Annotated in this window: 16 protein-coding genes and 1 pseudogene; 16 read left to right on the top strand and 1 reads right to left on the bottom strand. The window is 70.9% G+C overall.

Annotated elements, in window-relative coordinates; translation table 11 throughout:
• The first annotated feature begins 2 nt into the window (after window positions 1-2).
• From FHR56_RS01150 to FHR56_RS01075, 16 genes and pseudogenes are all read left to right on the top strand, one after another.
• Window positions 3-6,842, top strand: a complete 6,840-nt coding sequence (locus tag FHR56_RS01150; RefSeq protein ID WP_343160774.1) for a hypothetical protein — start codon at window positions 3-5, stop codon at window positions 6,840-6,842.
• A 157-nt stretch (window positions 6,843-6,999) separates the two neighbouring features.
• Window positions 7,000-8,895 carry a S8 family peptidase gene (locus FHR56_RS01145; RefSeq protein ID WP_160948311.1) on the top strand — a complete coding sequence of 632 codons (1,896 nt, stop codon included), beginning with the start codon at window positions 7,000-7,002 and terminating at the stop codon, window positions 8,893-8,895.
• 280 nt (window positions 8,896-9,175) lie between these two features.
• On the top strand, window positions 9,176-10,906 hold the full coding sequence (gspE, locus tag FHR56_RS01140) for a type II secretion system ATPase GspE (RefSeq protein ID WP_160948310.1): 1,731 nt from the start codon (window positions 9,176-9,178) through the stop codon (window positions 10,904-10,906).
• A gap of 121 nt (window positions 10,907-11,027) precedes the next feature.
• Entirely contained in the window at window positions 11,028-12,242 is a 1,215-nt protein-coding gene (locus tag FHR56_RS01135) for a type II secretion system F family protein (RefSeq protein ID WP_160948309.1), read from the top strand.
• Window positions 12,243-12,659: 417 nt separating this feature from the next.
• Complete coding sequence (gspG, locus tag FHR56_RS01130) at window positions 12,660-13,097, top strand: type II secretion system major pseudopilin GspG (protein ID WP_026143220.1); 438 nt, start codon at window positions 12,660-12,662, stop codon at window positions 13,095-13,097.
• A gap of 78 nt (window positions 13,098-13,175) precedes the next feature.
• A complete protein-coding gene (locus FHR56_RS01125) occupies window positions 13,176-13,625 on the top strand; it encodes a GspH/FimT family pseudopilin (protein WP_237473368.1) in 450 nt (149 codons plus the stop codon).
• Window positions 13,622-14,038, top strand: coding sequence for a prepilin-type N-terminal cleavage/methylation domain-containing protein (locus FHR56_RS01120; RefSeq protein ID WP_160948307.1), 417 nt, complete (start codon window positions 13,622-13,624; stop codon window positions 14,036-14,038). Before FHR56_RS01125 ends, FHR56_RS01120 begins: the two co-directional genes overlap by 4 nt.
• Window positions 14,035-14,688, top strand: a complete 654-nt coding sequence (locus FHR56_RS01115) for a type II secretion system protein J (RefSeq protein WP_160948306.1) — start codon at window positions 14,035-14,037, stop codon at window positions 14,686-14,688. Before FHR56_RS01120 ends, FHR56_RS01115 begins: the two co-directional genes overlap by 4 nt.
• The gene (locus FHR56_RS01110) at window positions 14,685-15,542 is read left to right on the top strand and encodes a type II secretion system protein GspK (RefSeq protein ID WP_160948305.1); all 858 of its coding nucleotides are present in this window, start codon (window positions 14,685-14,687) and stop codon (window positions 15,540-15,542) included. Before FHR56_RS01115 ends, FHR56_RS01110 begins: the two co-directional genes overlap by 4 nt.
• Entirely contained in the window at window positions 15,539-16,663 is a 1,125-nt protein-coding gene (locus tag FHR56_RS01105; protein WP_160948304.1) for a PilN domain-containing protein, read from the top strand. Before FHR56_RS01110 ends, FHR56_RS01105 begins: the two co-directional genes overlap by 4 nt.
• Window positions 16,644-17,288, top strand: a pseudogene (gene gspM, locus FHR56_RS01100) (type II secretion system protein GspM); the annotation flags it as partial. The gene FHR56_RS01105 and the pseudogene gspM, both read left to right, overlap by 20 nt.
• 169 nt (window positions 17,289-17,457) lie before the next feature.
• Window positions 17,458-18,231: a type II secretion system protein XpsN gene (gene xpsN / locus FHR56_RS01095; RefSeq protein ID WP_184502389.1), complete on the top strand. Its 774-nt coding sequence runs from the start codon at window positions 17,458-17,460 to the stop codon at window positions 18,229-18,231.
• Between the two features lie 11 nt (window positions 18,232-18,242).
• A complete protein-coding gene (gene gspD, locus FHR56_RS01090; RefSeq protein ID WP_160948302.1) occupies window positions 18,243-20,546 on the top strand; it encodes a type II secretion system secretin GspD in 2,304 nt (767 codons plus the stop codon).
• A 583-nt stretch (window positions 20,547-21,129) separates the two neighbouring features.
• Window positions 21,130-21,642 (top strand): hypothetical protein, encoded by a 513-nt coding sequence (locus FHR56_RS01085; RefSeq protein WP_160948301.1) that lies wholly within the window; start codon window positions 21,130-21,132, stop codon window positions 21,640-21,642.
• 141 nt (window positions 21,643-21,783) lie between these two features.
• Window positions 21,784-22,626 carry a glycosyltransferase gene (locus FHR56_RS01080; RefSeq protein ID WP_160948300.1) on the top strand — a complete coding sequence of 281 codons (843 nt, stop codon included), beginning with the start codon at window positions 21,784-21,786 and terminating at the stop codon, window positions 22,624-22,626.
• Complete coding sequence (locus tag FHR56_RS01075; RefSeq protein WP_160948299.1) at window positions 22,619-23,077, top strand: hypothetical protein; 459 nt, start codon at window positions 22,619-22,621, stop codon at window positions 23,075-23,077. The genes FHR56_RS01080 and FHR56_RS01075 overlap by 8 nt, the downstream gene beginning before the upstream one ends.
• A 72-nt stretch (window positions 23,078-23,149) precedes the next feature.
• On the opposite strand, the gene FHR56_RS01070 is transcribed toward FHR56_RS01075, so the two are convergent.
• Window positions 23,150-23,881 carry a UTRA domain-containing protein gene (locus FHR56_RS01070; protein WP_160948298.1) on the bottom strand — a complete coding sequence of 244 codons (732 nt, stop codon included), beginning with the start codon at window positions 23,879-23,881 and terminating at the stop codon, window positions 23,150-23,152.
• Between the last annotated feature and the right edge of the window lie 63 nt (window positions 23,882-23,944).

Here is a 23,944-nt window from a genome sequence, read left to right as displayed (position 1 = left end):
GGTTGAGTTCGGCCGACGGCGCCTCCAGCGCCGCGTTCGGCGCCGCGTCCTGGGCGCAGGCCGACGACTCCACCGCGCTGGGCTATGGCGCCAAGGCCGCGGCCAGCGGCAGCGTCGCGCTCGGCCAGGGATCGGTCGCCGAGCGCGCCAATACCGTCTCAGTCGGCACTGCCGGCAAGGAGCGGCAGATCGCCAACGTCGCCGCTGGCACCGAGGGCACCGATGCGGTGAACCTGGACCAGCTCGACGCGGTCAAGCAGGTGGCCGACGGCACCGCGCGGCTGTTCGCCGGCAGCGGCGACGGCATCGCGCTGGCGCAGGGCCAGCAGGCCACCGCCGCCGGCGCCGATGCGCTGGCCGATGGCGACTACACCACCGCACTGGGTTCCACCAGCACCGCCGCCGGCCTCGGCGCCTCGGCGCTGGGCAGCGGCGCGGTCGCCAGCGGCGACCACGCCAGCGCGGTCGGCACCGATGCCACCGCGGCCGGCACCTCGGCCACCGCGATCGGCAGCACCGCGACGGTGTACGAGTACGACGCGGACGGCTTCATCGTCGGCAGCCGCGAGCAGACCACCAAGGCCCTGGGCGTGGCCGCGACCGCGGTCGGCGGCGGCGCGCAGGCGCTGGATGCGCTGACCACCGCGGTCGGCACCGGCACCTCGGCCAGCGGCGTGCAGAGCACCGCGCTGGGCTATCACGCGCAGACCTTCAACGACGGCGCCACCGCGGTCGGCGGCCTGTCGGAAGTGGCCGGCGACCTGGGCACGGCGGTGGGCTACAGTTCCCGCGCCGCCGGCGATTACGCCACGGCGATGGGCATCGGCGCGCGCGCCACCGCCACCAGCACGGTGGCGGTAGGCATGAACGCGCTGGCCAGCGGCACCGACAGCGTCGCCGTGGGTGGCGTCAGCACCGCCGCGGCCAGCGCCGGCAACAGCATGGGCATCGCCGCCGCCACCGGCGTCGGCGGCATCGCCCTGGGCGCCGGCGCGCAGAGCCAGTCCGACTACGCGATCGCGCTTGGCTACAACGCCAACGTGTTCCCGAACCTGCCGGGCAACGTCGATTCGGTGGCGATCGGCCACAGCGCCGGCTCGTTCGCGCCGCGCACGGTGTCGCTGGGCAGCTACGCGCTGGCCTCCGGCGACGGCGGCATCGCGCTGGGCTACAAGGCCACCGCCTGGAACGCCGACAGCGTCGCATTGGGTGCACGTGCGGTGACCTCGACCTTCAACAGCAACGGCACCGCGCTCGGCACCGACAGCCAGGCCAATGGCAGCGACGCCACCGCGATCGGCTACGGCGCGCGGGTCAGCACTTGGCTCGACGACGCGCGCGAGCAGGCGCCGACCAATGCGGTCGCGCTCGGCGCGCACTCCTATGCCGCACGCGACAACAGCGTGTCGGTCGGCGACGTGGCCAACGGCCTGACCCGGCAGATCACCAGCGTCGCCGCCGGCACCGAGGCCACCGATGCGGTCAACGTGGCGCAGTTGCAGGAGGCCGGCAAGTACCTGCAGGCCAGCGCCGGCAACAGCGATGCCGGCGCCTACGTCGAAGGCGACGACGCATTGGCCGCCGGCGAGGCCGCCAATGCCATCGGCAACGGCAGCACCGCGCTCGGCGCGGGTGCCGACGCGCTCAACAGCGGCGCCACCGCGGTGGGCAGCGGCGCGGTCGCGGCCGGACAGAACAGCGCCGCCTTCGGCACCAACGCGCAGGCCACCGGGCCGGCGGCGGTGGCGGTGGGTGGCGTGGCGGTGGACGCCAATGGCGAGCCGCTGATCACCAAGAGCGGGGTGGCGGTGGATACCGGTGCCACCAGCGCCGGGGTCGGCGGCACCGCGCTGGGTGCCAGCGCCGATGCCGGTGGGTTCGCCGCCTCGGCGGTGGGCGTGGGCGCCTACGCCGGCGGCGCGCAAGCATCGGCCTTCGGTGCGGTGGCCAATGCCACCGGCGACTACGCCACCGCGGTCGGCACGCAGAGTGTAGCCACCGGTACCAGCAGCGTGGCGGTCGGCGGTCCGGCCGATCTGATCCCGGGCCTGGGCCTGTTCGTGCAGACCCAGGCCAGCGGAGCCAATGCTGCCGCGTTCGGCGCCGGCGCGATCGCCTCGGGCGACGAATCCACCGCCAACGGCAGCATGACCGAGGCCTCCGGCCTGCAGAGCACGGCGCTGGGCTACTTCGCCTACGCGCCGGGCGACTTCGCCAGCGCGGTGGGTGCGCAGTCCTGGGCCAGCGGCGCCAACAGCACCGCGCTCGGCTACTACAGCACCGCATTTGCTGCCGACAGCGTGGCGCTGGGCGCCAACTCGGTGGCGCGCCGCGCCAACACGGTGTCGGTCGGCGATGCCGGCAGCGAGCGGCAGGTCGTCAACGTCGCCGCGGGCACGCAGTCCACCGATGCGGTCAACCTCGCGCAGCTGGATGCGGTGCGCGCCACCGCCGAAGGCACCTCCAAGTTCTTCGCCCATGGCGGCAGCGGCGCAGTCGGCGCCTATGCCGACGGCGAGGGCGCGCTGGCCGCCGGGGATGCGGCCAATGCCTACGGCGCCGGTGCGGCAGCGTTCGGCAGCGGCGCGGCGGCGATGGGCGATGACGCGGTGGCGCTGGGCAACGGCAGCAGCGCCAGCGGCACCGGCGGCACCGCCATCGGCGGCCGCGGCCAGGCCTACGACCAGTACAACCAGCCGATCGTCGATGCCGACGGCAAGCCGGTGCTGGTCGGCGCCAATGCCGGCGAGAACGCCACCGCGCTCGGTGCGGGCGCGCAGGCCACCGGCAGTGTCGCCACCGCCACCGGCTACGGTGCGCAGGCCACCGGCGACCACAGCACCGCCGGCGGCTACAAGGCGCGTGCGACCGGCAACTACAGCCTGGCGCAGGGCGACAATGCCTGGGCCAGCGGCGAGGACGCCAGTGCGGTCGGCGCCTACGCCTGGGCCACGGCCGATGGCGCCTCGGCGTTCGGCACCTCGGCCTGGGCCACCGGCACCAATGCTTCGGCGTTCGGCACCGGGGCGTGGGCCAGCGGCAGCGGCGCCACCTCGATCGGCTTCGACAGCTGGGCGCCGGGGCTGAGCGCCACCGCGGTCGGCCGCGGCGCCTTCGGCTACGGCAACTACAGCGTGGCGCTGGGCTTCCAGGCGCTGGGCAACCAGGTCAATACCATTGCCATCGGCACCAACACCGTGGCCGATGCGGAAAGCGCGATCAGCCTCGGCGCCGGCAGCGAGGCCACCGCCGCGAACGCGGTGGCGCTGGGCGCCGGAGCGGTCGCCGACCGCGCCTACAGCGTGTCGGTGGGCAGTGCCGGCCAGGAGCGGCAGATCACCAATGTCGCTGCCGGCACCGAGGCCACCGATGCGGTCAACGTCGCCCAGCTGGACGCGGTGAAGCAGGCGGCAGCGACCACCAGCAAGTACTTCCAGGCCAGCGGCAGCGCCGACAGCGATGCCGGCGCGCTGGTCGATGGCGACAACGCGCTGGCCGCCGGCGAGGCGGCCAACGCCACCGCCGACGGCGCCACCGCGCTCGGCGGCGGCGCCAATGCGGTGGCCGCCGGGGCGACCGCGATCGGCTTCAACGCCGTCTCCAGCGGCGTCGATGCGGTCGCGCTGGGCAATGCCAGCCAGGCGGCGGGCGAGAACAGCATCGCCATCGGCAGCAATGCCCAGGCCAGCGAGACCGGCGCCACCGCCAGCGGCGCCGGGGCGCAGGCCAGCGGCACCTATTCCACCGCCACCGGCAACGAAGCGGTGGCCTCGGACAACCAGGCCACGGCCACCGGCTTCCGCAGCACCGCCTCGGGCACCGGCGCCACCGCGCTGGGCGGCTACAGCGAGGCGACCGGCTACCTGTCCTCGGCACTGGGCTATGGCGCGCTGGCCTCCGGCAGCTACGGCACCGCGGTCGGCGTGTCCTCCACCGCCTCCGGCAGCAGCAGCGTCGCGGTGGGCGAGTACAGCGTGGCCTCCGGCGAGGAAAGCGTGGCGGTCGGCGGTACCTCGTTCTTCGGCCTGATCCCGGCCGAGGCCTCGGGCGCCAACAGCGCCGCGTTCGGCGCCGGCGCCGGCGCCACCGCCGACTTCAGCAGCGCGCTCGGCAGCCTCAGCTATGCCAGCGCCGACAGCGCCAGTGCGTTCGGCTACGGCGCGTATGCGTCCGGCGTCAACAGCGTGGCCCTGGGTGCGAACTCCGAGGCGGCGCGCGACAACACCGTCTCGGTGGGCAGCGCCGGCAAAGAGCGGCAGATCACCAGCGTCGCCGCCGGGACCGAGGCCACCGACGCGGTCAACGTCGCCCAGCTGGAGGCGGTGAAGCAGTCCGCCGATGCCACCGGCAAGCAGTTCAAGGCCAGCGGCGGCAGCGATCCGGCCGACGATGTCGGCAGCTACGTGGAAGGTACCTACGCCACCGCCGCCGGCGAGGCCAGCAACGCCTACGGCACCGGTGCCTCGGCGTTCGGCAGCGGCGCGCTGGCCGGCGCCCGCTATGCCACCGCGTCCGGCTACAACGCCACCGCCACCGGCGAATCCAGCACCGCGATCGGCGGCTCGCTGTACTACACCGATGCGAACGGCAATGTGCTGCTCGACGGCACCACCACCGCCAGCGCCGCCGGCGCCACCGCGCTGGGCGCGGGCGCGCAGGCCAGCGGCACGTTCAGCAGCGCCAGCGGTGCCGGCGCCATCGCCAGCGGGCTGCAGGCCACCGCCGACGGCTACAAGGCCACCGCCGGCAGCGACTACAGCACCGCGGTCGGTGCCTTCAGCACCGCCAGCGGCACCCGCACCAGCGCGTTCGGCTACGGCGCGGCGGCGGCGGGCAACTACGCCTCGGCGCTGGGCTGGGGCAGCACCGCGTCCGGCGCGTATGCCGCGGCGTTGGGCTACAGCGCCCGCGCCACCGGCGAGGACGCGACCGCGCTCGGTGCCTCGGCCTGGGCCACCGCGGCGCAGACCACCTCCGTCGGCCAGTTCGCCTGGGCCACCGCGCAGGGCGGCACCGCGATCGGCCAGAACGCCTTCGCCTACGGCGGCACCAATGCCACGGCGCTGGGCATCAACGCCTCGGCCAGCGGCGCCGGCAGCGTCGCCCTGGGCTCGGGCGCGCGCACCAGCGAAGCCAACGTGGTGTCGGTGGGCGGCGGCAACGGCGTCAGCGCGCCGGCCACGCGCCGCATCACCAACGTCGGCGCGGCGGTCAACGCCACCGATGCGGTGAACAAGGCGCAGCTGGACGCGGTGGCCACCGCCGCCGGCGACACCAGCGCGCGCTTCCAGAGTTCCGGCACCGCGGTGGCCAGCGCCAGCGGCGTGGACAGCACGGCGGCCGGTGCCGGCGCCACCGCCAGCGGCCTGCGCAGTTCCGCGCTGGGCGTGGGTGCCGTCGCCGCCGGCGCCGGGGCCACCGCCAGCGGTGCCGGCAGCTCGGCGACCGGTGCGCGCAGCACCGCGATCGGCCTGCAGACCAATGCGATCGGCGAGAACGGCGTGGCGATGGGCTACAACAGCTTCGTCCGCAACAGCGGTAGCAACGGCGTCGCGCTCGGCGCCAATGCCGGCGTCTCCGCGGACAACGCGGTCGCGCTCGGTGCCGGCTCGCGGGTGTACGAGGCCGACACCGTGTCGCTGGGCAGCGGCAACGGCCGCGGCGGTCCGGCCACCCGGCGCATCGTCAACCTGACCGCCGGCAGCGTCGCCGCCGGCAGCACCGAGGCGATCAACGGCGGCCAGCTGTACCAGTCGCTGAGCAACATGGCGACGTTCCTGGGCGGCGGCGCCGGGCTCGGCGCGCAAGGGGTGTTCGTGGCGCCGACCTACGTGATCCAGGGCGCCAGCTACAACAACGTCGGCGCGGCGCTGGCGGCGCTGGACGGCAAGGTCAGCGAACTGGATGCGCGCAGCGGCGGCAGCGCCACCGCGGCACGCAGCGCGCGCATGGTCGGCGCCAGTGCGGTGGCCGCGCAGGCTACCGAAGCGGCGCCGGGGACTGCGACCGAGACAGCGGCGACCGCGGCGACGGCCACGACCGCGTCGGTGTCCGGCAGCATCGGCACCGCACAGGTCGGCGAAAGCACGGCGGTGGCCTCCAGCGCCACCGCGGTCGGCACCGCCGCACGCGCCAACGACGCCACCGGTACCGCGATCGGCGGCAGCGCGTATGCGCATGGCGCGAACGACACCGCGATCGGCAGCAATGCCAAGGTCAACGCCGACGGCAGCACCGCGGTGGGCGCCAACAGCCACATCGCGGCGGTAGCGACCAACGCGGTGGCGATGGGCGAGGGCGCCAGCGTCAGCGCGGCCTCGGGCACCGCCCTCGGCCAGGGCGCCAGCGCCACGGCGCAGGGCGCGGTGGCACTGGGGCAGGGGTCTGTCGCCGATCGCGCGCAGACGGTCTCGATCGGCAGCGCCGGCAACGAGCGCCAGCTCGCCAACGTTGCCGCCGGCACCCAGGCCACCGATGCGGTCAACAAGAGCCAGCTCGACAACGGTGTGGCCACGGCCAAGTCGTACACCGATGCGCGCTTCGGCACCATGGCCGACAGCTTCGAGGTGCTGCGCGGCGACGTCGATGCGCGGTTGCGCGACCAGGACCGTCGCATCGACCGCCAGGGCGCGATGAGCGCGGCCATGCTCAACATGGCCACCAGCGCCGCCGGCATCCGCACCCAGAACCGGGTCGGCGCCGGCATCGGCTTCCAGAACGGCGAGTCGGCGTTGTCGGTGGGCTACCAGCGCGCCTTCAGCGACCGCGCCACCGTGACCATCGGCGGTGCCTTCAGCAGCGACGACAGCTCCATCGGCATCGGTGCCGGTTTCGGCTGGTGATCCATTGCGGACGGCGGCGCGTGCCGCCGTCCGCCACGCAATGGCCTGAGGGGGCAGACCACAGGACCTTGGCTGGGCCGGCCAACGGATTCGAAAAAGGGAGTTTTTACGGCCGCAACTGTCGCCTGATCCACGAAACTTTGAAGAGGACGTCAACGTGATCGACAAGCAAAACCTTCGTATCAATGCCATCGCCGCCGCCATGCTGGCGATGTCGCTGGGAGCCTCGAGCGCGATCGCGGCCGGCGCTTCGGCGCCGCTGCCGGTCAAGGAACCGGGCAGGTCCGCGCCGGCCGATGCGGTGACCTCCAACCGCATCCTGGTGCGCTACAACGCCGGCACCGCCGCGGCCAGCGACCGCAGCGCCAAGCTGTCGGCGGTGCAGTCGGCGGTGGGCCGCGCCAGCCTCGGCGGCGGCAACGGCATCTCGCGTGCGGCCGCGGCCAGCGTGCGTGCCGAGTACGTGCGCACCCTGGGCATCGGCGCGGACCTGATCCGCCTGACCGGCAAGCTGAGCAAGGCCGACCTGGACAAGGTGGTGGCCGAGATCGCCGCCGACCCGGCGGTGAAGTACGCGCAGGTCGACGCCAAGCTGCGGCCGGTCGAGGTGCTGCGCGCCAAGGCGCAGGTGCAGCCGCAGTTCGTGCCCAACGATCCTCTGTACGCGCAGTACCAGTGGCACTACAGCAACGTCACCGGCGGCATCAACGCGCCGGCGGCGTGGGACGTGTCCAAGGGCGACGGCGTGGTGGTGGCGGTGCTCGATACCGGCATCCTGCCGAACCATCCGGACGTGGCGGTGAACCTGCTGCAGGGCTACGACTTCATTTCCGACGCGGCGACCTCGCGGCGTCCGACCGACGAGCGCGTGCCGGGCGCGCTGGACTACGGCGACTGGGTCGAGAACGACAACGAGTGCTACGCCGGTTCCGTCGCCGACGACAGTTCCTGGCACGGCAGCCATGTCGCCGGCACTGTCGCCGAAGCGACCAACAACGGCGTCGGCATGGCCGGCGTGGCGCCCAACGCCACCGTGCTGCCGGTGCGCGTGCTCGGCAAGTGCGGCGGCTACACCTCCGACATCGCCGACGCCATCATCTGGGCCTCGGGCGGTACCGTATCCGGCGTGCCGGCCAACCAGAACCCGGCCGAGATCATCAACATGAGCCTGGGCGGCGGCGGCGCCTGCGACAGCGTCACCCAGGACGCGATCAACGGCGCGGTGTCGCGCGGCACCACGGTGGTGGTGGCCGCCGGCAACAACACCGCCAACGCCGCCAACTTCAGCCCGGCCAGCTGCGACAACGTGATCGCGGTCGGCGCCACCCGCATCACCGGCGGCATTACCTATTACTCCAACTATGGCGCCAAGGTGGACCTGTCCGGTCCCGGCGGCGGCGGCAGCGTCGACGGCAACCCGGGCGGCTACATCTGGCAGAACGGCTACAGCGGTGCGACCACGCCGACCTCCGGCAACTACACCTATATGGGCCTGGGCGGCACCTCGATGGCCTCGCCGCACGTGGCCGCGGTGGCGGCGCTGGTGCAGAGCGCCCTGATCGCCGCGGGCAAGGCGCCGTTGACCCCGGCTGCGCTGGAGACCCTGCTCAAGCAGACCGCGCGTCCGTTCCCGGTGTCGATCCCGTCCAGCACCCCGATCGGCACCGGCATCGTCGATGCCAAGGCCGCGCTGGACAAGGCGCTGGAAGAGTCGTGCGATCCGGCCACCGAGCAGTGCGCGCCGACGGCCACCGCGCTGACCAACAAGGTGGCGGTGGCGGGCCTGGCCGGCGCCGCCGGCAACGAGGCGCTGTACAGCTTCGAGGCCAAGGCCGGTGCGGTGCTGAGCTTCCTCACCTACGGCGGCAGCGGCAACGTGTCGTTGTACGTGAGCTTCGGCAAGGAGCCGGGCATCGGCAATGCCGACGCCAAGTCGACCCGCCCGGGCAACAACGAGACGGTGCGCTTCACCGCGCCGCAGGCCGGCACGTACTACATCAAGCTGGTCGGCGAGAGCACCTACACCGGCGTCAGCCTGGTCGCACGCCAGTAAGCGCACGCGGCGCAGGGAGGCGCCATGTCGTCCCAGGAAACCCGGCTCCGGCCGGGTTTCCTGCGTCTGGGGACAGCGCCGTGCCGGCCCGCCGTGCGGCGGGCGTGGGCGCGTCTTAACAGGTCACCATCGCCTGCGAGGATGTCAGGCAGATGACCGCCGCGGGCCTGCCGGTGCCGGCACCCCTGCCTCTCGGTAGACAGCGACGGGGGAGCGCGCCGGATTCGGCGTCGGGTCATGCCGAACTGCTAAAGTCGCACGGTCATCTGGGAGGGATCGCGTGAATGCGCTCGTGAAGGACACTGCCGTCGCCGTGGAGACGCCCGAAAGCCGCATCATCGCGGCGCTGCTGGCCAAGGGCCGGCTCAAGGACGGCGACCTGGCGCGCGCGCGGCAACTGCAGCGCGAGTCCGGCGGCGGCCTGCTGGCGCTGCTGGCGCGCCTGGGCCTGGTCTCCGAGCGCGACCATGCCGAACTCAGCGCCGAGGTCCTGGGCCTGCCGCTGCTCGACGCCAAGCAGTTGCCGGCGACCGCGCCGGAGAGCCTGCCCGAGGCGCAGCCGCTGTCGCTGCGCTTCCTCAAGCAATTCCATGTGTGCCCGCTGGGCGAACACGACGGGGTGCTGGAACTGTGGATGGCCGATCCGCACGATGCCTATGCCGCCGACGCGGTGCGCCTGGCCACCGGCCTGCAGGTGCTGCCGCGGGTCGGCCTGCGCTCGGAGATCGACGACCTGATCGAGCGCTGGTTCGGCCAGGGCCGCAGCGCGATGGGCGCGATCGTGGAAACCGCCGACGGCGACAGCGTCGCCGCCGACGACATCGAGCACCTGCGCGACCTGGCTTCCGAGGCGCCGGTGATCCGCCTGGTCAACCTGGTGATCCAGCGCGCGGTGGAACTGCGCGCCTCGGATATCCACATCGAGCCGTTCGAGAGCCGGCTGAAAGTGCGCTACCGCGTCGACGGCGTGCTGATCGACGGCGAGAGCCCGCCGGCCAACCTGACCGCGGCGGTGATCAGCCGCGTCAAGATCATGGCCAAGCTCAACATCGCCGAGCGCCGCCTGCCGCAGGACGGCCGCATCATGCTGCGGGTGCAGGGCAAGGAGCTGGACCTGCGCGTGAGCACCGTGCCCACCGCGCACGGCGAGAGCGTGGTGATGCGTCTGCTCGACCGCGAGACCGTGGTGTTCGACTTCCATCGGCTCGGCTTCACCGACGCGTTCCTGCCGCAGTTCCGCAAGGTGCTGGAGCAGCCGCACGGCATCCTGCTGGTCACCGGCCCCACCGGCTCGGGCAAGACCACCACGCTGTACACCGCGCTGAGCCAGCTCAACACCGCCGACGTCAAGATCATCACCGTTGAGGATCCGGTCGAATACCAGATCGAGGGCATCAACCAGATCCAGGCCAAGCCGCAGATCGGCCTGGATTTCTCGCATGCGCTGCGCAGCATCGTGCGCCAGGACCCGGACATCATCATGATCGGCGAAATGCGCGACCTGGAGACGGCGCGCATCGCCATCCAGTCCGCGCTGACCGGCCACCTGGTGCTGTCCACCCTGCACACCAACAACGCCGCCGGCGGCATCACCCGCCTGCTCGACATGGGCGTGGAAGACTACCTGCTGACCTCCACCATCAACGGTATCCTCGCCCAGCGCCTGGTGCGGCGGCTGGAGCCGACCCATGCCGAGCGTTATGCGGCTTCGCCGGAGGAGATCGAGAAGTTCGAACTGCGCCGGCTGCAGCCGGAAGGCGAGATTTTCCTGTACCGCCCGCGGCCTTCGGCGATCGCGCCGACCGGCTACGTGGGCCGCACCACCATCATGGAATTCCTGGTGATGAACGACGTGCTGCGGCGTGCGGTGATGCGCCACGCCGGCATGGGTGAGATCGAGCAACTGGCGCGCGAGGCCGGCATGCGCACCATGTACGAGGACGGCCTGGCCAAGGCGCTCAGCGGCCAGACCACGATCGAGGAAGTGCTGCGCGTGACGGAGGAAACCTGATGTCGCTGTCGCGCAGGTTCGTCGCACCCTGCCGCTCGCTCGCCGCTTTGCGCCGGTGCGCGCGCGATGCGTCATTGCTGTTTTCCGGGTCCCGAGTCCCGGGTCCCGGGTCCCGCACCTGATGCCGCTCTATCGCTACAAGGCCCTGGACTCGCACGGCGAGATCCTGGAAGGGCAGATGGAAGCCGCCAGCGAAGCGGAAGTGGCGCTGCGCCTGCAGGAGCAGGGGCACATGCCGATGCAGGCCAGGCTGGCCGCCGAGGGCGGCGGCACCTCGCTGCGCGGGCTGTTCCGGCCCAAGCCGTTCGACGGCGCGGCGCTGGTGCAGTTCACCCAGCAGCTGGCGACCCTGCTAGGCGCTGGTCAGCCGCTGGATCGCGCGCTGTCGATCCTGCTCGAGCTGCCCGAGGACGAGCGCTCCAAGCGTACCGTCGGCGACATCCGCGATGCGGTTCGCGGCGGCGCGCCGCTGTCCACCGCCCTGGAGCGCCAGCACGGGTTGTTCTCGCGCCTGTACATCAACATGGTGCGCGCCGGCGAGGCCGGCGGCAGCCTGCACGACACCCTGCAACGCCTGGCCGAGTACCTGGAGCGCAGCCGCGAGTTGCGCGGGCGGGTGATCAACGCGCTGATCTACCCGGCGATCCTGGTCAGCGTGGTCGGCTGCGCGCTGCTGTTCCTGCTCGGCTACGTGGTGCCGCAGTTCGCGCAGATGTACGAGAGCCTGGACGTGGCCCTGCCGTGGTTCACCCAGGTGGTGCTGAGCGTGGGCCTGTTCGTGCGCGACTGGTGGATCGTGCTGCTGGTGGTGCCGGGCGTGACCATCCTGGCGGTGGATCGCAAGCGCCGCGATCCCGCCTTCCGTGCCCGCTTCGACGCCTGGCTGCTGCGCCAGCGCTTCGTCGGCGTGCTGATTTCGCGGCTGGAGACCGCACGCCTGACCCGCACGCTCGGCACCTTGCTGCGCAACGGCGTGCCGCTGCTGGCGGCGCTGGGCATCTCCCGCAACGTGCTGTCGAACCTGGCGCTGACCGCCGACGTCGGCGCCGCCGCGGACGACGTCAAGAACGGCCACGGCCTGTCGGCCTCGCTGTCCAAGGGCAAGCGCTTCCCGCGCCTGGCGCTGCAGATGATCCAGGTCGGCGAGGAATCGGGCGCGCTCGACATCATGCTGCTGAAGACCGCCGACACCTTCGAACAGGAGACCGCACAGGCCATCGACCGCCTGCTGGCGGCGATGGTGCCGGCGATCACCCTGGTCCTGGCCTCGGTGGTCGGCCTGGTGATCATCTCCGTCCTCGTCCCCCTCTACGACCTCACCAATGCGATTGGGTGAGGCCATGCGCTTGCGAACCGCAGGTTCGCGCATGGCCGAACGCCCGGCCATGGATGGCCGGGCCGGTCTATCCGGAGCCGGCAATGCGACGCCATGGATGGCCGCGGCCTCGCCTGACACGTCCGGGCACCGCGCCATGGCGCATGTGGCGCCGAACGCCCGGCCTTGGCCGGGCCTCAGGCGACTGCCGCGGACTGTGACGCCGCGCGTTCCCGTGCGGGAACCTTCGGCCGCCGCCTCTGTCCCATTGCCAGCGGCGCCGCGCGCGCCGGCCGCGGCCGTGCGTGCGCGCGGCGCGGATCCTCCGGCGGCAGGTGTGACGGCGTGCGTGACGCGCCGCTGTACCGCCGGCCGGCACCGGCTGCCATCGTCACCGTGTTCGGCTACATAGGTCTTCCACCGCAAGGATCCGATGCAATGCGCACTCTCCGCCGCTCCCTGACCCGTTCCCCGTCCGCCGCACGCCAGGCGGGCATGAGCCTGCTGGAAATCATCATCGTCATCGTGCTGATCGGCGCGGTGCTGACCCTGGTCGGCAGCCGCGTGCTCGGCGGCGCCGACCGCGGCAAGGCCAACCTGGCCAAGTCGCAGATCCAGACCCTGGCCGGCAAGGTCGACAACTACCAGCTCGATACCGGCAAGCTGCCGTCCAAGCTCGACGACCTGGTCACCGCGCCGGGCGGCGTCAGCGGCTGGCTCGGCCCCTACGCCAAGCCCGCCGAACTGAACGACCCCTGGGGCCACCCGATCGAATACAAGGTGCCCGGCGAAGGCCGTCCGTTCGACCTGATCAGCCTGGGCAAGGATGGCCAGCCCGGCGGCAGCAGTTACGACGCCGACATCAAGTACGAGTGATCCGGCGCCGTGATCCGGGCCCCTGCCGGCGCGCTGCGCTTCGGCGCGCCGGCGTGCGTGCCGGCGGCGCGTGCGCGCATGCGCGGCGTGTCGCTGCTGGAGATGCTGCTGGTGGTGGGCCTGATCGCGATCGCCGCGCTGTTGGCGGCCTCGGTGCTGACCGGCGGCATCGACGGCATGCGCCTGCGCTCGGCGGCCAAGGAGATCGCGTCGCAACTGCGCTACACCCGCACCCAGGCGATCGCCAGCGGCCAGCCGCAGCGCTTCCTGATCGACCCGCAGGCGCACCGCTGGCAGGCGCCCAACGGCCGCCACGGCGAGATTCCGCCGTCGCTGACGATCCGCTTCACCGGCGCACGCCAGGCGCAGCGCCGCGACGGCGAGGGCGCGATCCAGTTCTTCGAGGACGGCGCGTCCACCGGCGGGCGCATCGAGCTGCAGGCGCGGCAGGCGCGCTGGCGCATCGACGTGACCTGGCTGACCGGCGAGGTCACGGTGGGGCGTGCGCCGGAGCAGGCGGCGCCATGAACCGTCAGCGCGGCTACACCCTGATCGAGGTGATCGTGGCGTTCGCCTTGCTGGCGCTGGCGCTGACCCTGCTGCTCGGTTCGCTGTCCGGCGCGGCGCGCCAAGTGCAGCGTGCCGACCAGTTAAGCCGCGCCGCCCTGTATGCGCAGTCATTGCTGGCCGCGCAGGGCGTGGAGCAGCCGCTGCAGCCGGGACGCAGCCAGGGCACCCTGGACCAGGGCCACTACCGCTGGACCCTGGACGTGGCGCCCTACGCGGACCCGCGGCGGCCGCCCGATGCCGCGGTGGTGCCCGGCGCGCCGACCTTGCTGCAACTGACCCTGCAGGTGCGCTGGGGCGATGCGCCGGCGCAGGCGCTGCAGTGGAAGACGCTGCGCCTGGTCGCGCCGCAGGCCGCCGGGGTGCCGCAATGACCCGGCGTGCGCCGCGCCGCGCCACCGCGCGCGGCTTCACCCTGATCGAAGTGCTGCTGGCCACGGTGTTGCTGGTCGGCGGCCTGACCCTGGCCTTCGCCACGCTGCGCTCGGCGATGGCGATCAGCGGCCGCGGCGAGGCGATCGCCGGGCGCAGCGAACGCATGCGCGCGGTCGAGGGTTTCCTGCGCCGCCGCCTGAGCGGCGCGCAGTCGCTGCCGCTGGACATCGACACGCAGACCCTGCAGCCGGTGCGCTTCGTCGGCGAACCGCAGCGCATGCAGTTCGTGGCCGATCTGCCCGACTACCTCGGCCGCGGCGGCCCCTACCTGCACGACCTGCGGGTCAGCGGCGAGGGCGACCATCGACAACTGGCGATCGCGCTGGTGCAGGTGCAGGCCGGCAAGCAACTGGCCGAGACGCCGCCGCGCCCGCCCGAGCCGCTGGCGCGCGACCTGCGCGAGGTGCGCTTCCGCTACCGCGGCCTGGACCCGGAGCGCGGCACCATCGGCCCCTGGCAGGAACGCTGGGAACGCACCGACACGCTGCCGCTGCTGGTCTCGATCGAATTGCGCAGCGGCGACGGCACCGCGTGGCCGCCGCTGGTGGTGGCGCTGCGCCAGGCCGGCGGCGCGGAGATGCGGCAATGAGCGCGTCGCGTCGCGACCGCGGCGCCGCGCTGGTGCTGGTGCTGTGGCTGATCGCGCTGCTGACCGCGTTGATCGGCGCCTTCGCGCTGACCGCGCGCACCGAGAACCTGCAGGGCAAGGTGCTGGGCGACGGCGCCGAGGCGCAGGAGCGCGCGCGCGCCGGCCTGGAATACGCGCTGACCCGGCTCGCCGGCACGCCCACGCAGCCGGGCTGGCGTGCCGACGGCCGGCGCTACCGCTGGCAGTACGAAGGCGCCACCGTCGACCTGCGCGTCACCGACGAGAGCGGCAAGGTCGATCTGAACATGGCCGATGCCACGCTGCTGGCGGCGCTGGTGCGCGCGGTCGGCGAGGATCCGCAGCGCGCCGAGCGCATCGCCGCGGCGATCGTGGACTGGCGCGATCCGGACAACCTGACCCAGCCCAACGGCGCCGAGGATCCGGACTATGCTGCGGCTGGCTTGCCTTACGGCGCCAAGGACGCGCCGTTCGAGAGCCTGGCCGAGCTGCAGCTGGTGCTGGGCATGGACCCGGAGCTGTACGCCAGGTTGCTGCCCAACCTGACCCTGTACGGCGGGGTGTCGCGGCCGACGCCGGACTTCGCGCCGGGACCGGTGCTGACCGCGCTCGGCCTGGACGCGCAGCAGGTGCTGGCGCAGCGCGAACGCACCGACCAGACCCAGCTCGGCATGGTCGGCATGGGCGGGGGCGGCACCTACAGCATCGAAAGCCGGGCACGGCTGGGCAATGGCCGCGAGGGCGTGTTGCGCGCGGTGGTGCGCCCAGGCTCGTCGGCGCTGCCGGGCTCCGCCTACACTGTGTTGCGTTGGGAAGAAGGAACGACGGTGCGATGACGGCGTGGCGCGACACGATGGACAAACTTGGCGTACGCATCGCCCCCGGTGCGGGCGGGCTGCTGGCCTGGTGGCAGCGCTCGCTGATGGCGTGGCTGCCGCCGCGCTGGCAACTGCAGCTGGGCTGGTCGCAGGCGCGGCTGCTGCTGTGGCGCGAGGGCGAGCAGCTGATGCTGGCGCGGCAGGTCGAGTCCGAACTGGGCGCGCCGCTGGCGCTGCCGTGGCCGCTGCTGCCCGCCGAACTGGAGGCGCTGCTGGGGCCGCGCCTGGCGGCGTTGCCGCGGGTGTGGCTGCTGCCGGCCGAGGCGGCGCTGCAACGGCGGCTGCGGTTGCCGACGGCGGCCGCCGAGCACCTGCGCGAGGTGGTGAAGTTCGAGATCGACCGGCAGACTCCGTTCCAGGCCGACCAGGTGATCTACGACGTGCGCGCCGACGGCCGCCGCGACGACGCCCAGCTCGAGGCCGAACTGGTGGTGGCCCCGCGCCGCGTGCTGGACGACCTGCAGGCCAGTGCCGGCGCGCTGCGCCCGACCCTGGCCGGCATCGACGTCGCCGGCAGCGATGGCGCGCCGCTGGGGGTGAATCTGCTGCCGCAGGAACAGCGTCATCGCCGCGCCGACCCGATGCGGCGCTGGAACGCGATCCTCGCCGCCACCGCACTGCTGGCGCTGTGCGCGGCCGGCTGGCAGCTGCTGGACAACCGCCGCGACGCGCTGGAGCACCTGCGCACGCAGGTGGACAGCGGCGCGCAGCGCGCGCGCGGGGTCGCCGCGCAGCGCCAGCAACTGGTCGACCTGGTCGAAGGCGCCGCCTTCTTCGATCAGTTGCGCGCCGAGCGCCCGGCCTCGGTGGAGGTCTGGAACGAACTGAGCAAGCGCCTGCCGGAGGGCACCTATCTGGAGAAGTTCTCGATCGAGGGCAACCAGCTGCAGTTGATCGGCCTCAGCAGCGAAGCCTCGTCGCTGGTCGGGCGCCTGGAAGGCTCGCCGCTGTGGCGCACGCCGTCGCTGACCGGCGTGCTGCAGGCCGACCCGGGCAGCCACCGCGACCGTTTCACCCTCACCGCCGAACTGGCCGGGACCAAGCGCAAGGAGGCCGCCGATGCCGGTGCAGGTCGATAAGCGCGACCGCTGGCTGGCGCTGGGCCTGCTGCTGGCGGCGCTGGCGCTGGGCTACCTGGTGCTGGTGCATCCGTGGTGGACCGTGCCGATGCGCGAGGTCGATACGCAGATCCAGGAACTGCAGCAGCGCGAACTGCGCGTGCGCATGCAGTTGCAGCAGGCGCCGCAGGTGGCGCAACGGCTGCAGCAGGCGCAGCGCCAGCTGGCCACGCGCCCGGGCTTCCTGCGCGAGACCTCGGCCGAACTGGCCTCGGCCGGCCTGGTGCAGCGCCTGGAAAGCGCAGTGGCCACGGCCAGCCCCGGCAACCGCAGCTGCGCGATCAGCAACCGCTCGCCGCTGGCCGCCGACAACCGCAGCGACCGCTTCACCCGCGTCGCGGTGCAGGTGCGCCTGCGCTGCGGCACGCCGGAACTGGCGGCCGTGCTGCATGCGCTGGAGAGCGGCACGCCGGCATTGTTCATCGACAACCTCAACGTGATGGCGCAGCGCTACCAGCTCTCGCCGGGCGAAAGCGGCAACGGCCTGGACGTGGCGTTCGAACTGGCCGGCTACCTGCGCCCGAACGCGATGCCGGCGCCGCCGGCGGCGTCCGCCACGCCCGACCCGTCGGCAGCGGCGGCACCCGCCGCGGCCACGCCGGTGATGAATGCCGGCGGTTCCGCCGGCGCCGGGCCGAGCGAGCCGGCCGCCGCGCCAGCATCGCCGGCCGCGCCCAGCGCGACCAACCTGCCGGGCACGCCTGGCGCCGCGAATGCCGCGCCGGTGGACCTGCCGCAACAGGTGGAGGGACGCCATGCGAATTGAAGCGATGGGCCTGCGCACCGTGTGGTTGGGCACGCTGGCGCTGTGGGGGCTGCTGGTCTGGGCGCTGGGCCTGGGCGGGCTCGGCGAACGCGTGGCGCCGCTGCCCGACGATCCGTCGATGCTGCAGCGGCTGCCGGGCCTGCCCGCGGCCACCGCGCATCGCCTGGGCGATTTCTCGCAGTACGGCGAGATCGCCGCGCGCCCGGTGTTCGCCGAGGATCGCCGCCCGCATCCGTTCTTCCTCAGTGCCGACAACGGCCAGGCCGCCGCCCCCAACGTGCGCCTGACCGGCGTGCTGCTCACCGACCGCTTCAAGATGGCCACGCTGACCACCGAGCAGGGCGAATCGCTGCGCCTGCAGGAAGGCGGCGACGCGGTGCAGGGCTGGCGGCTGCTGTCGCTGGCGCCGCGCCAGGCGACGGTCAGCGGTTCCGGCGGCACCCAGACCCTGGAGTTGAAGGTGTTCGATGGCAAGGGCGGGCAACCGCCGACCGTGCTCGGCCAGGCCGGGCGCGCGGCCGCCGCGCAGGGGCAGATGCCGGGAGTTGCGCCCAACGGCCAGTCCAACGCCACGGCGCCGCGCCCGCCGACCCAGTCCGCTCCCAATCCGGTGCCGAACCAGGCACCGACCCCGAGCGCACCCGCGCCGTCGTCGCCGGCTCCCTCGTCGGAGCAACTGCAGGCCATCCGCGAGCGGATCGAAGCGCGGCGCCGGCAATTGCAGCAACAGCGCCAGAACAACCCCTCAGGTCAGAACCCTTGAAGAGTGATCGCATGACGCCGCGTCTGTTTTCCCTGTTCCTCGCCATCGGCCTGGTGGCCGGCTGCGCCACCACGCCCTCGCCGGACATCCGTCGCGGCGCCGCGATCAACCCCCAGGTCGGCGCGGCCGGCAGCACCCAGACCGACGGCCAGGGCGGCCCGGCCGATCCCAATGCCTTGCCCGAGCGCGCCACCCCGGTGATCCGCCGCGGCAGCGGCGCCATGATCAATTCCGCGGCCGCCGCGGCGCCGGCGCCGTCGCTGGGCAACGCCAGCAGCGGCAGCGCCACCTTCAACTTCGAGGGCGAATCGTTGCAGGCGGTGGTCAAGGCCATCCTCGGCGACATGCTCGGGCAGAACTACGTGATCGCGCCGGGCGTGCAGGGCACGGTGACCCTGGCCACGCCCAAGCCGGTATCACCGGCGCAGGCGCTGAACCTGCTGGAGATGGTGCTGGGCTGGAACAACGCGCGCATGGTCTACAGCGGCGGCCGCTACAACATCGTCCCCGCCGACCAGGCCCTGGCCGGCACGGTGGCGCCGAGCACCGCCTCGCCGGCCAACGCGCGCGGCTTCGAGGTGCGCGTGGTGCCGCTGAAATACATCTCCGCCAGCGAGATGAAGAAGGTGCTGGAGCCGTACGCGCGGCCGAACGCCATCGTCGGCATCGACAGCTCGCGCAACGTCATCACCCTGGGCGGCACCCGCGCCGAACTGGAGAACTACCTGCGCACGGTGCAGATCTTCGACGTCGACTGGCTGTCGGGCATGTCGGTGGGCGTGTTCCCGATCCAGTCGGGCAAGGCCGAGCAGGTCGCGGCCGACCTGGAGAAGGTGTTCGGCGAGAACAGCAAGACCCCCAGCGCCGGCATGTTCCGCTTCATGCCGCTGGAGAACGCCAACGCGGTGCTGGTGATCACCCCGCAGGCGCGCTACCTGGACCAGATCCAGGAGTGGCTGGACCGCATCGACAGCGCCGGCGGCGGCGCGCGGCTGTTCTCCTACGAACTCAAGTACATCAAGGCCAAGGACCTGGCCGACCGCCTGGCCGAAGTGTTCGGCGCCGGTGGCGGCAACCGCGGCGACTCCAACGCCTCGCTGATGCCGGGCTCGCAGATGAGCCAGTTGAACGGCGGCGGCCTGGGCGGCTTCAACGGCAGCGACAGCAGCAGCCTGGGCGGCGGCAGTTTGGGCGGCAGCCTGGGCAGCAGCAGCGACGGCCTGGGCGGCAGCAGTTCCTCCGGCAGCAGCGGCGGCGGCCTGGGCAATGGCAGCCTGCAGCTGTCGCCGCGTACGTCCGGCAACGGCAGCGTGACCTTGGAAGTGCAGGGCGACAAGGTCGGCGTGTCAGCGGTGGAGGAAACCAACACTCTGCTGGTGCGCTCCACCCCGCAGGCCTGGCGCTCGATCCGCGACGTGGTCGAGAAGCTCGACGTGATGCCGATGCAGGTGCATATCGAGGCGCAGGTGGCGGAGGTCAGTCTGACTGGCCAACTGCAGTATGGCGTCAATTGGTTCTTCGAGAATTCGGTCAATGCCTCCGCCGATTCCACCGTGGCTAATTCCACCGGCCTCGGAGCGGGAGCGGGCTTGCCCAGCGCGCTTGGCCGAAATATTTGGGGCGATATCGCCGGCAAGGTCGGCAGCGGCGGCTTGGGCTGGACCTTTCTCGGCAAGAACGCCGCCGCGGTGATCACCGCGCTGGACAAGGTCACCAACCTCAAACTGCTGCAGACCCCGTCGGTGTTCGTACGCAATAACGCCGAGGCAACGCTGAATGTCGGCACGCGCATCCCGATCAACTCGACCTCGATCAACACAGGCCTGGGCACCGACACCAGCTACTCGTCCGTGCAGTACATCGACACCGGTGTGATCCTAAAGGTGCGTCCGCGGGTGACCAGGGATGGGATGGTGTTCCTCGACATCGTGCAGGAGGTCAGTACACCTGGTGCGCGCCCGGCCGCGTGCACCGACGGCAAGACTAGCGTGACCAATAGCTCGGCCTGCAACGTGGACATCAATACGCGCCGGGTCAAGACCGAAGCCGCAGTGCAGAGCGGCGACACCATCATGCTCGCCGGCCTGATCAACGACAGTACCAGCGACGGCAGCGCAGGTGTTCCGTACCTGAGCAAGTTGCCGTTGGTTGGGGCGCTGTTCGGGCAGAAAACGCAGGACAAGACGCGCAACGAGGTGATCGTGCTGTTGACCCCGACGATCGTGCGCAACCCGCAGGAAGCGCGCAATCTCACCGACGAGTACGGGAAGAAGTTCAAGGCCATGGAGCCGCTGCCAGCACGCGGCAAGAAGTAAGCACAGGGCAGCCTGCTCACTTTGTGTTCTGACAAGCGTTAACGATGGATTGCCGGACGCTTGTCTTGTCGTACTGAGGGTGGCCCCTGGCTTTCGCTGGGGCTTACCCAGTGGCAAGCAGGTGTGGCAGCTTTAAGAGTTTGCGGGAATCGGGTTCAAAATATGAGCCGTGCGCTACATAGGTTGTCGCCCAGGGGTTGGTTGTCGCGGTGCGCATTGCGCCCCATCAAGGCGCACTTGCAATAATTTTGCCATAGCGGTGAGTGCAGCCGACACATCCCAAATTAACGTGCATCAACGCGCTCTATCATCTGGCGTGCTTGTAAATCCCCTAAAAAATCATGCGCGCATTGACAACGCAGTGATTTTAAGTGGCGGAAGGCTAAGTTGCTTGCGCTAAAGCAGTGGAATCGGTTGCGCAGTATCGATCCGGGGCGATTTCCGAGCTGTTTTTCCTGCTTTAGTCTTTCTCGTTCGATTATTTCCGATGTGACTTCTGTTCTTTCCAGCTTTGGGTGGCAGTTTGACGAGGTCCCGGCGATGCTCTAATGTTGTATGCGCGGGGGGGTAATAAGGAGGTTTTATGAAGGCTTCTCGTAATTGTGTCTCCTCATTGGCTGTTTTCGGATTTTTAGTTTCTTTTTCGGCCTTGGGTGATGTAACAATCCCAGGAAATTTTAACGGCACATCTGACGATGTCTATGGCGGAACACCGGCCAAGGCTGTCGAGCTGGCTGGAGTCGCTGCTAAGAATGCAGCGTGGCAGCAACATTATGGAAATTGTGCTTTAAAAAATTATAACTATTGGCCAAGTGGTAATCATTACGCTGCTTCGGCGAATTTGGCTTGCACAAATCCTGGAGAATATATCCCATTAGTGGTTGTCTTTACTTTTACTGGGGCAACCGATCAAGTGTTTGATCTTATTCTTGATAAGGATCGAGCAATTGATACAGCAGTATCGCGTGCTGAGGCTGCAGCCCGGGCGGAGGGATACTCTGAATGCAAGTTGAAAAATTATAATTATTGGCAGCCCAGTCCTCCGAGCCAAAAATGGGCAGCTAGCGCCGTCGTTGATTGTAGCAAGGGTATCTAAATTGGCTGTATTGCAGCTGGCGGAATAGTCTTTTTGATTTATTGACTTCACTCCCGCTTCGTGATGGGGTGAGAGTGAAGTTCTGAATAATTGTTTTTTTATGGGGTGAAAAATCAACTGGTATTCTTATTTCTGCGCTTTATGTGGCTGCCTTCACTTCCTGTAGTCCTCTTAGCGGTCGGCGTCGACGACGTCGCGCTGGACGCCTGCCTGGGCGCGCTGGAGGCGAACACGCCGGCCGGCACCCGCGTGTGGCTGGCCGACGATGCGCAGGCCGGCCCGCGCGGCATCCGGGTGATCGAGGCCTGGCTGGCGCACACGCGCTTGCAGGCCGACTACACGCGGCGGCCGCGCATGCTCGGCGAGGTCGCGCATCTGGACGAAATGCTGCGCGCCTGCGGCGATGCCGACGTGGCGGTACTGGCCGCCGATGCGCAGCCCGCGCCGGGCTGGTTGCTGCAGTTGAGCGCCTGTCTGGCGCGCGATGCGGCCATCGCCAGCGCCACGCCGTGGAGCAATGCCGGCGAGGCCTGCGCGTGGCCGCGGCTGGGCGAGATCAATCCGCTGCCCGAGGATCCCGAGCGCCTGGCCCGCGCCTGCGCGGCCCTGCCGCCGCTGCATCCGGAACTGCCGTCGGCGGTGTGCCACGCGGTGGTGCTGCGCGGGGTGGCGCGGCAGCGCGCCGGCGGCCTGGACGCCAGCAGCTACGGCTCCTGGTATGCGGCACTGACCGACCTGTCGCTGCGCATGGCCGGACTCGGCTGGCGCAACGTGCTGTGCGAGACCGCGCATGTCGCGTGCAGCGGCGAAGGCCGCGCCGCCGACGGCGACATGGACGCGCTGGCCACGCGCTGGCCGGCCTGGCACGCGCGCCTGGCCGGCTTCCTGATGCACGATCCATTGCGCGCCTGCCGCGAGGAGTTGCAGCGCCTGTACGACACGTTGCCGCCGCCGGATCCGCAGCGTGCACTGTTCGATGCCTAGCCTGTCGCCGCCCGACCTGCGGCTCGCCCATCGCTGGACGCAAACCGGCCGCATCTCGCTGTGGCGCTATCTCGAGAACGAGCGCAACTATCCCGGCTGGCATCTCAACGCAGACGCGCCCGGGTGCCGGTCGCTGGTGATGCTGCTTGACGCGTTGGCCGCCGATGGCGACGGTGCGCGCGTCATCGCGATCACCGCGCCCACCAGGGCCGAGCTTGCCGTTCCAAACAATCGGCGCGGTCGCGCGGCGTGGGTCGCTCCGGAGAAGCTGCGCCTCACCGTCTCGACCACCGATGATCGATGGTCGTTTCCACCGGATCTGGCGCCGGCCGCACTCGACATCGGTGCGGCGTGGCTTACAGTCCTGCGAGACGGAATCGACGGCATTCCGAAGGGGCGGGGAGACCACTGCATCGGCAGGGGCGACCTTCGCCTATGGTTCTGGTGGTGACGTGGGAACGACCTAGCTGAACATATAGGCCACTCCGGCAGCGTGCCTGCGCGGCGATACACATAGTCAGCTTCACTCCGCTGGCGCGTATACATCCACCGACACTTCCAGCACGTCGTGGCGCCAGGATTCGATGTCGAATTCCACTGCGCGGCCGTCGGCGGCGTAGCTGACGCGTTGCAGGCGGAAGCAGGGCGTGCCGGCCGTGGATTGCAGCAGCGCGGCCTGCTCGGCATCGAGCGTGGCCGGATACATCGACAGCCGGCTGCGCGCCTGCCGCAAGCCCAGGCGTTGGGTCAGCACCGCGCTCAGCGAGCTGGCCAGGTCGTGGTCGAGCAGGCGCGGCGCCCACGCGGCGAGGATCGCATTGGTTTCCAGCAGCACGGCGCGTCGCCCGATCCAGCGGCGGCGGCGCAGCACGAACACCTCGGCTGCGGGATCGTCCAATTGCAGGTGCCGGGCCAGCGCCGGGCCGGCCGGCTGGCGCTGCGCGGCGAGCAGTTCGGTGCGCGGCACGCCGCCCTGTGCGGCCACGTACTGCATGAAGCCGGCGATGCTGTTGGGGTCGTGGCGCACCCGCGGCGCACTGACGAACCAGCCGCGGCGGTTCTCTCGGTAGATGTGGCCGTCCGATTCGAGCTGCTGCAGGGCTTCGCGCAGGGTGATGCGGGTGCAGCCGAACAGCGCGGCCAGTTCGCGCTCCACCGGCAGGCGCTGGTCCGCCCGCCATTCGCCGGCGGCGATGCGCGCCAGCAGCGCATCGGCGATGCGTTGGCCGAAGCCGGCGGGGGTGGCGAAGCTCATGCGAAATCCAGGGCGGGGCGCAGCGTGGCTGACAAGACTACGCTGCCGGCAGGCATGCGCGCG

This window comes from Xanthomonas sp. F10 (assembly GCF_014206815.1).
In the GTDB taxonomy this organism is placed as follows: Bacteria; Pseudomonadota; Gammaproteobacteria; order Xanthomonadales; family Xanthomonadaceae; genus Xanthomonas_A; species Xanthomonas_A indica.
The sequence above is the reverse complement of the archived record's forward strand: the minus strand, read 5'-3'. Positions and strand labels throughout refer to the sequence as shown.

Excerpts from the sequence above, each read along its gene's own strand:
- xpsN (WP_184502389.1), top strand. The coding sequence starts at position 17,458 with ATGCGAATTGAAGCGATGGGCCTGCGCACCGTGTGGTTGGGCACGCTG.
- FHR56_RS01085 (WP_160948301.1), top strand. The coding sequence starts at position 21,130 with ATGAAGGCTTCTCGTAATTGTGTCTCCTCATTGGCTGTTTTCGGATTT.
- FHR56_RS01135 (WP_160948309.1), top strand. The coding sequence starts at position 11,028 with ATGCCGCTCTATCGCTACAAGGCCCTGGACTCGCACGGCGAGATCCTG.
- FHR56_RS01105 (WP_160948304.1), top strand. The coding sequence starts at position 15,539 with ATGACGGCGTGGCGCGACACGATGGACAAACTTGGCGTACGCATCGCC.
- FHR56_RS01120 (WP_160948307.1), top strand. The coding sequence starts at position 13,622 with ATGAACCGTCAGCGCGGCTACACCCTGATCGAGGTGATCGTGGCGTTC.
- gspD (WP_160948302.1), top strand. The coding sequence starts at position 18,243 with ATGACGCCGCGTCTGTTTTCCCTGTTCCTCGCCATCGGCCTGGTGGCC.
- gspG (WP_026143220.1), top strand. The coding sequence starts at position 12,660 with ATGCGCACTCTCCGCCGCTCCCTGACCCGTTCCCCGTCCGCCGCACGC.
- FHR56_RS01110 (WP_160948305.1), top strand. The coding sequence starts at position 14,685 with ATGAGCGCGTCGCGTCGCGACCGCGGCGCCGCGCTGGTGCTGGTGCTG.
- FHR56_RS01080 (WP_160948300.1), top strand. The coding sequence starts at position 21,784 with ATGTGGCTGCCTTCACTTCCTGTAGTCCTCTTAGCGGTCGGCGTCGAC.
- FHR56_RS01115 (WP_160948306.1), top strand. The coding sequence starts at position 14,035 with ATGACCCGGCGTGCGCCGCGCCGCGCCACCGCGCGCGGCTTCACCCTG.
- FHR56_RS01070 (WP_160948298.1), bottom strand. The coding sequence starts at position 23,881 with ATGAGCTTCGCCACCCCCGCCGGCTTCGGCCAACGCATCGCCGATGCG.
- FHR56_RS01075 (WP_160948299.1), top strand. The coding sequence starts at position 22,619 with ATGCCTAGCCTGTCGCCGCCCGACCTGCGGCTCGCCCATCGCTGGACG.
- FHR56_RS01125 (WP_237473368.1), top strand. The coding sequence starts at position 13,176 with ATGCGCGGCGTGTCGCTGCTGGAGATGCTGCTGGTGGTGGGCCTGATC.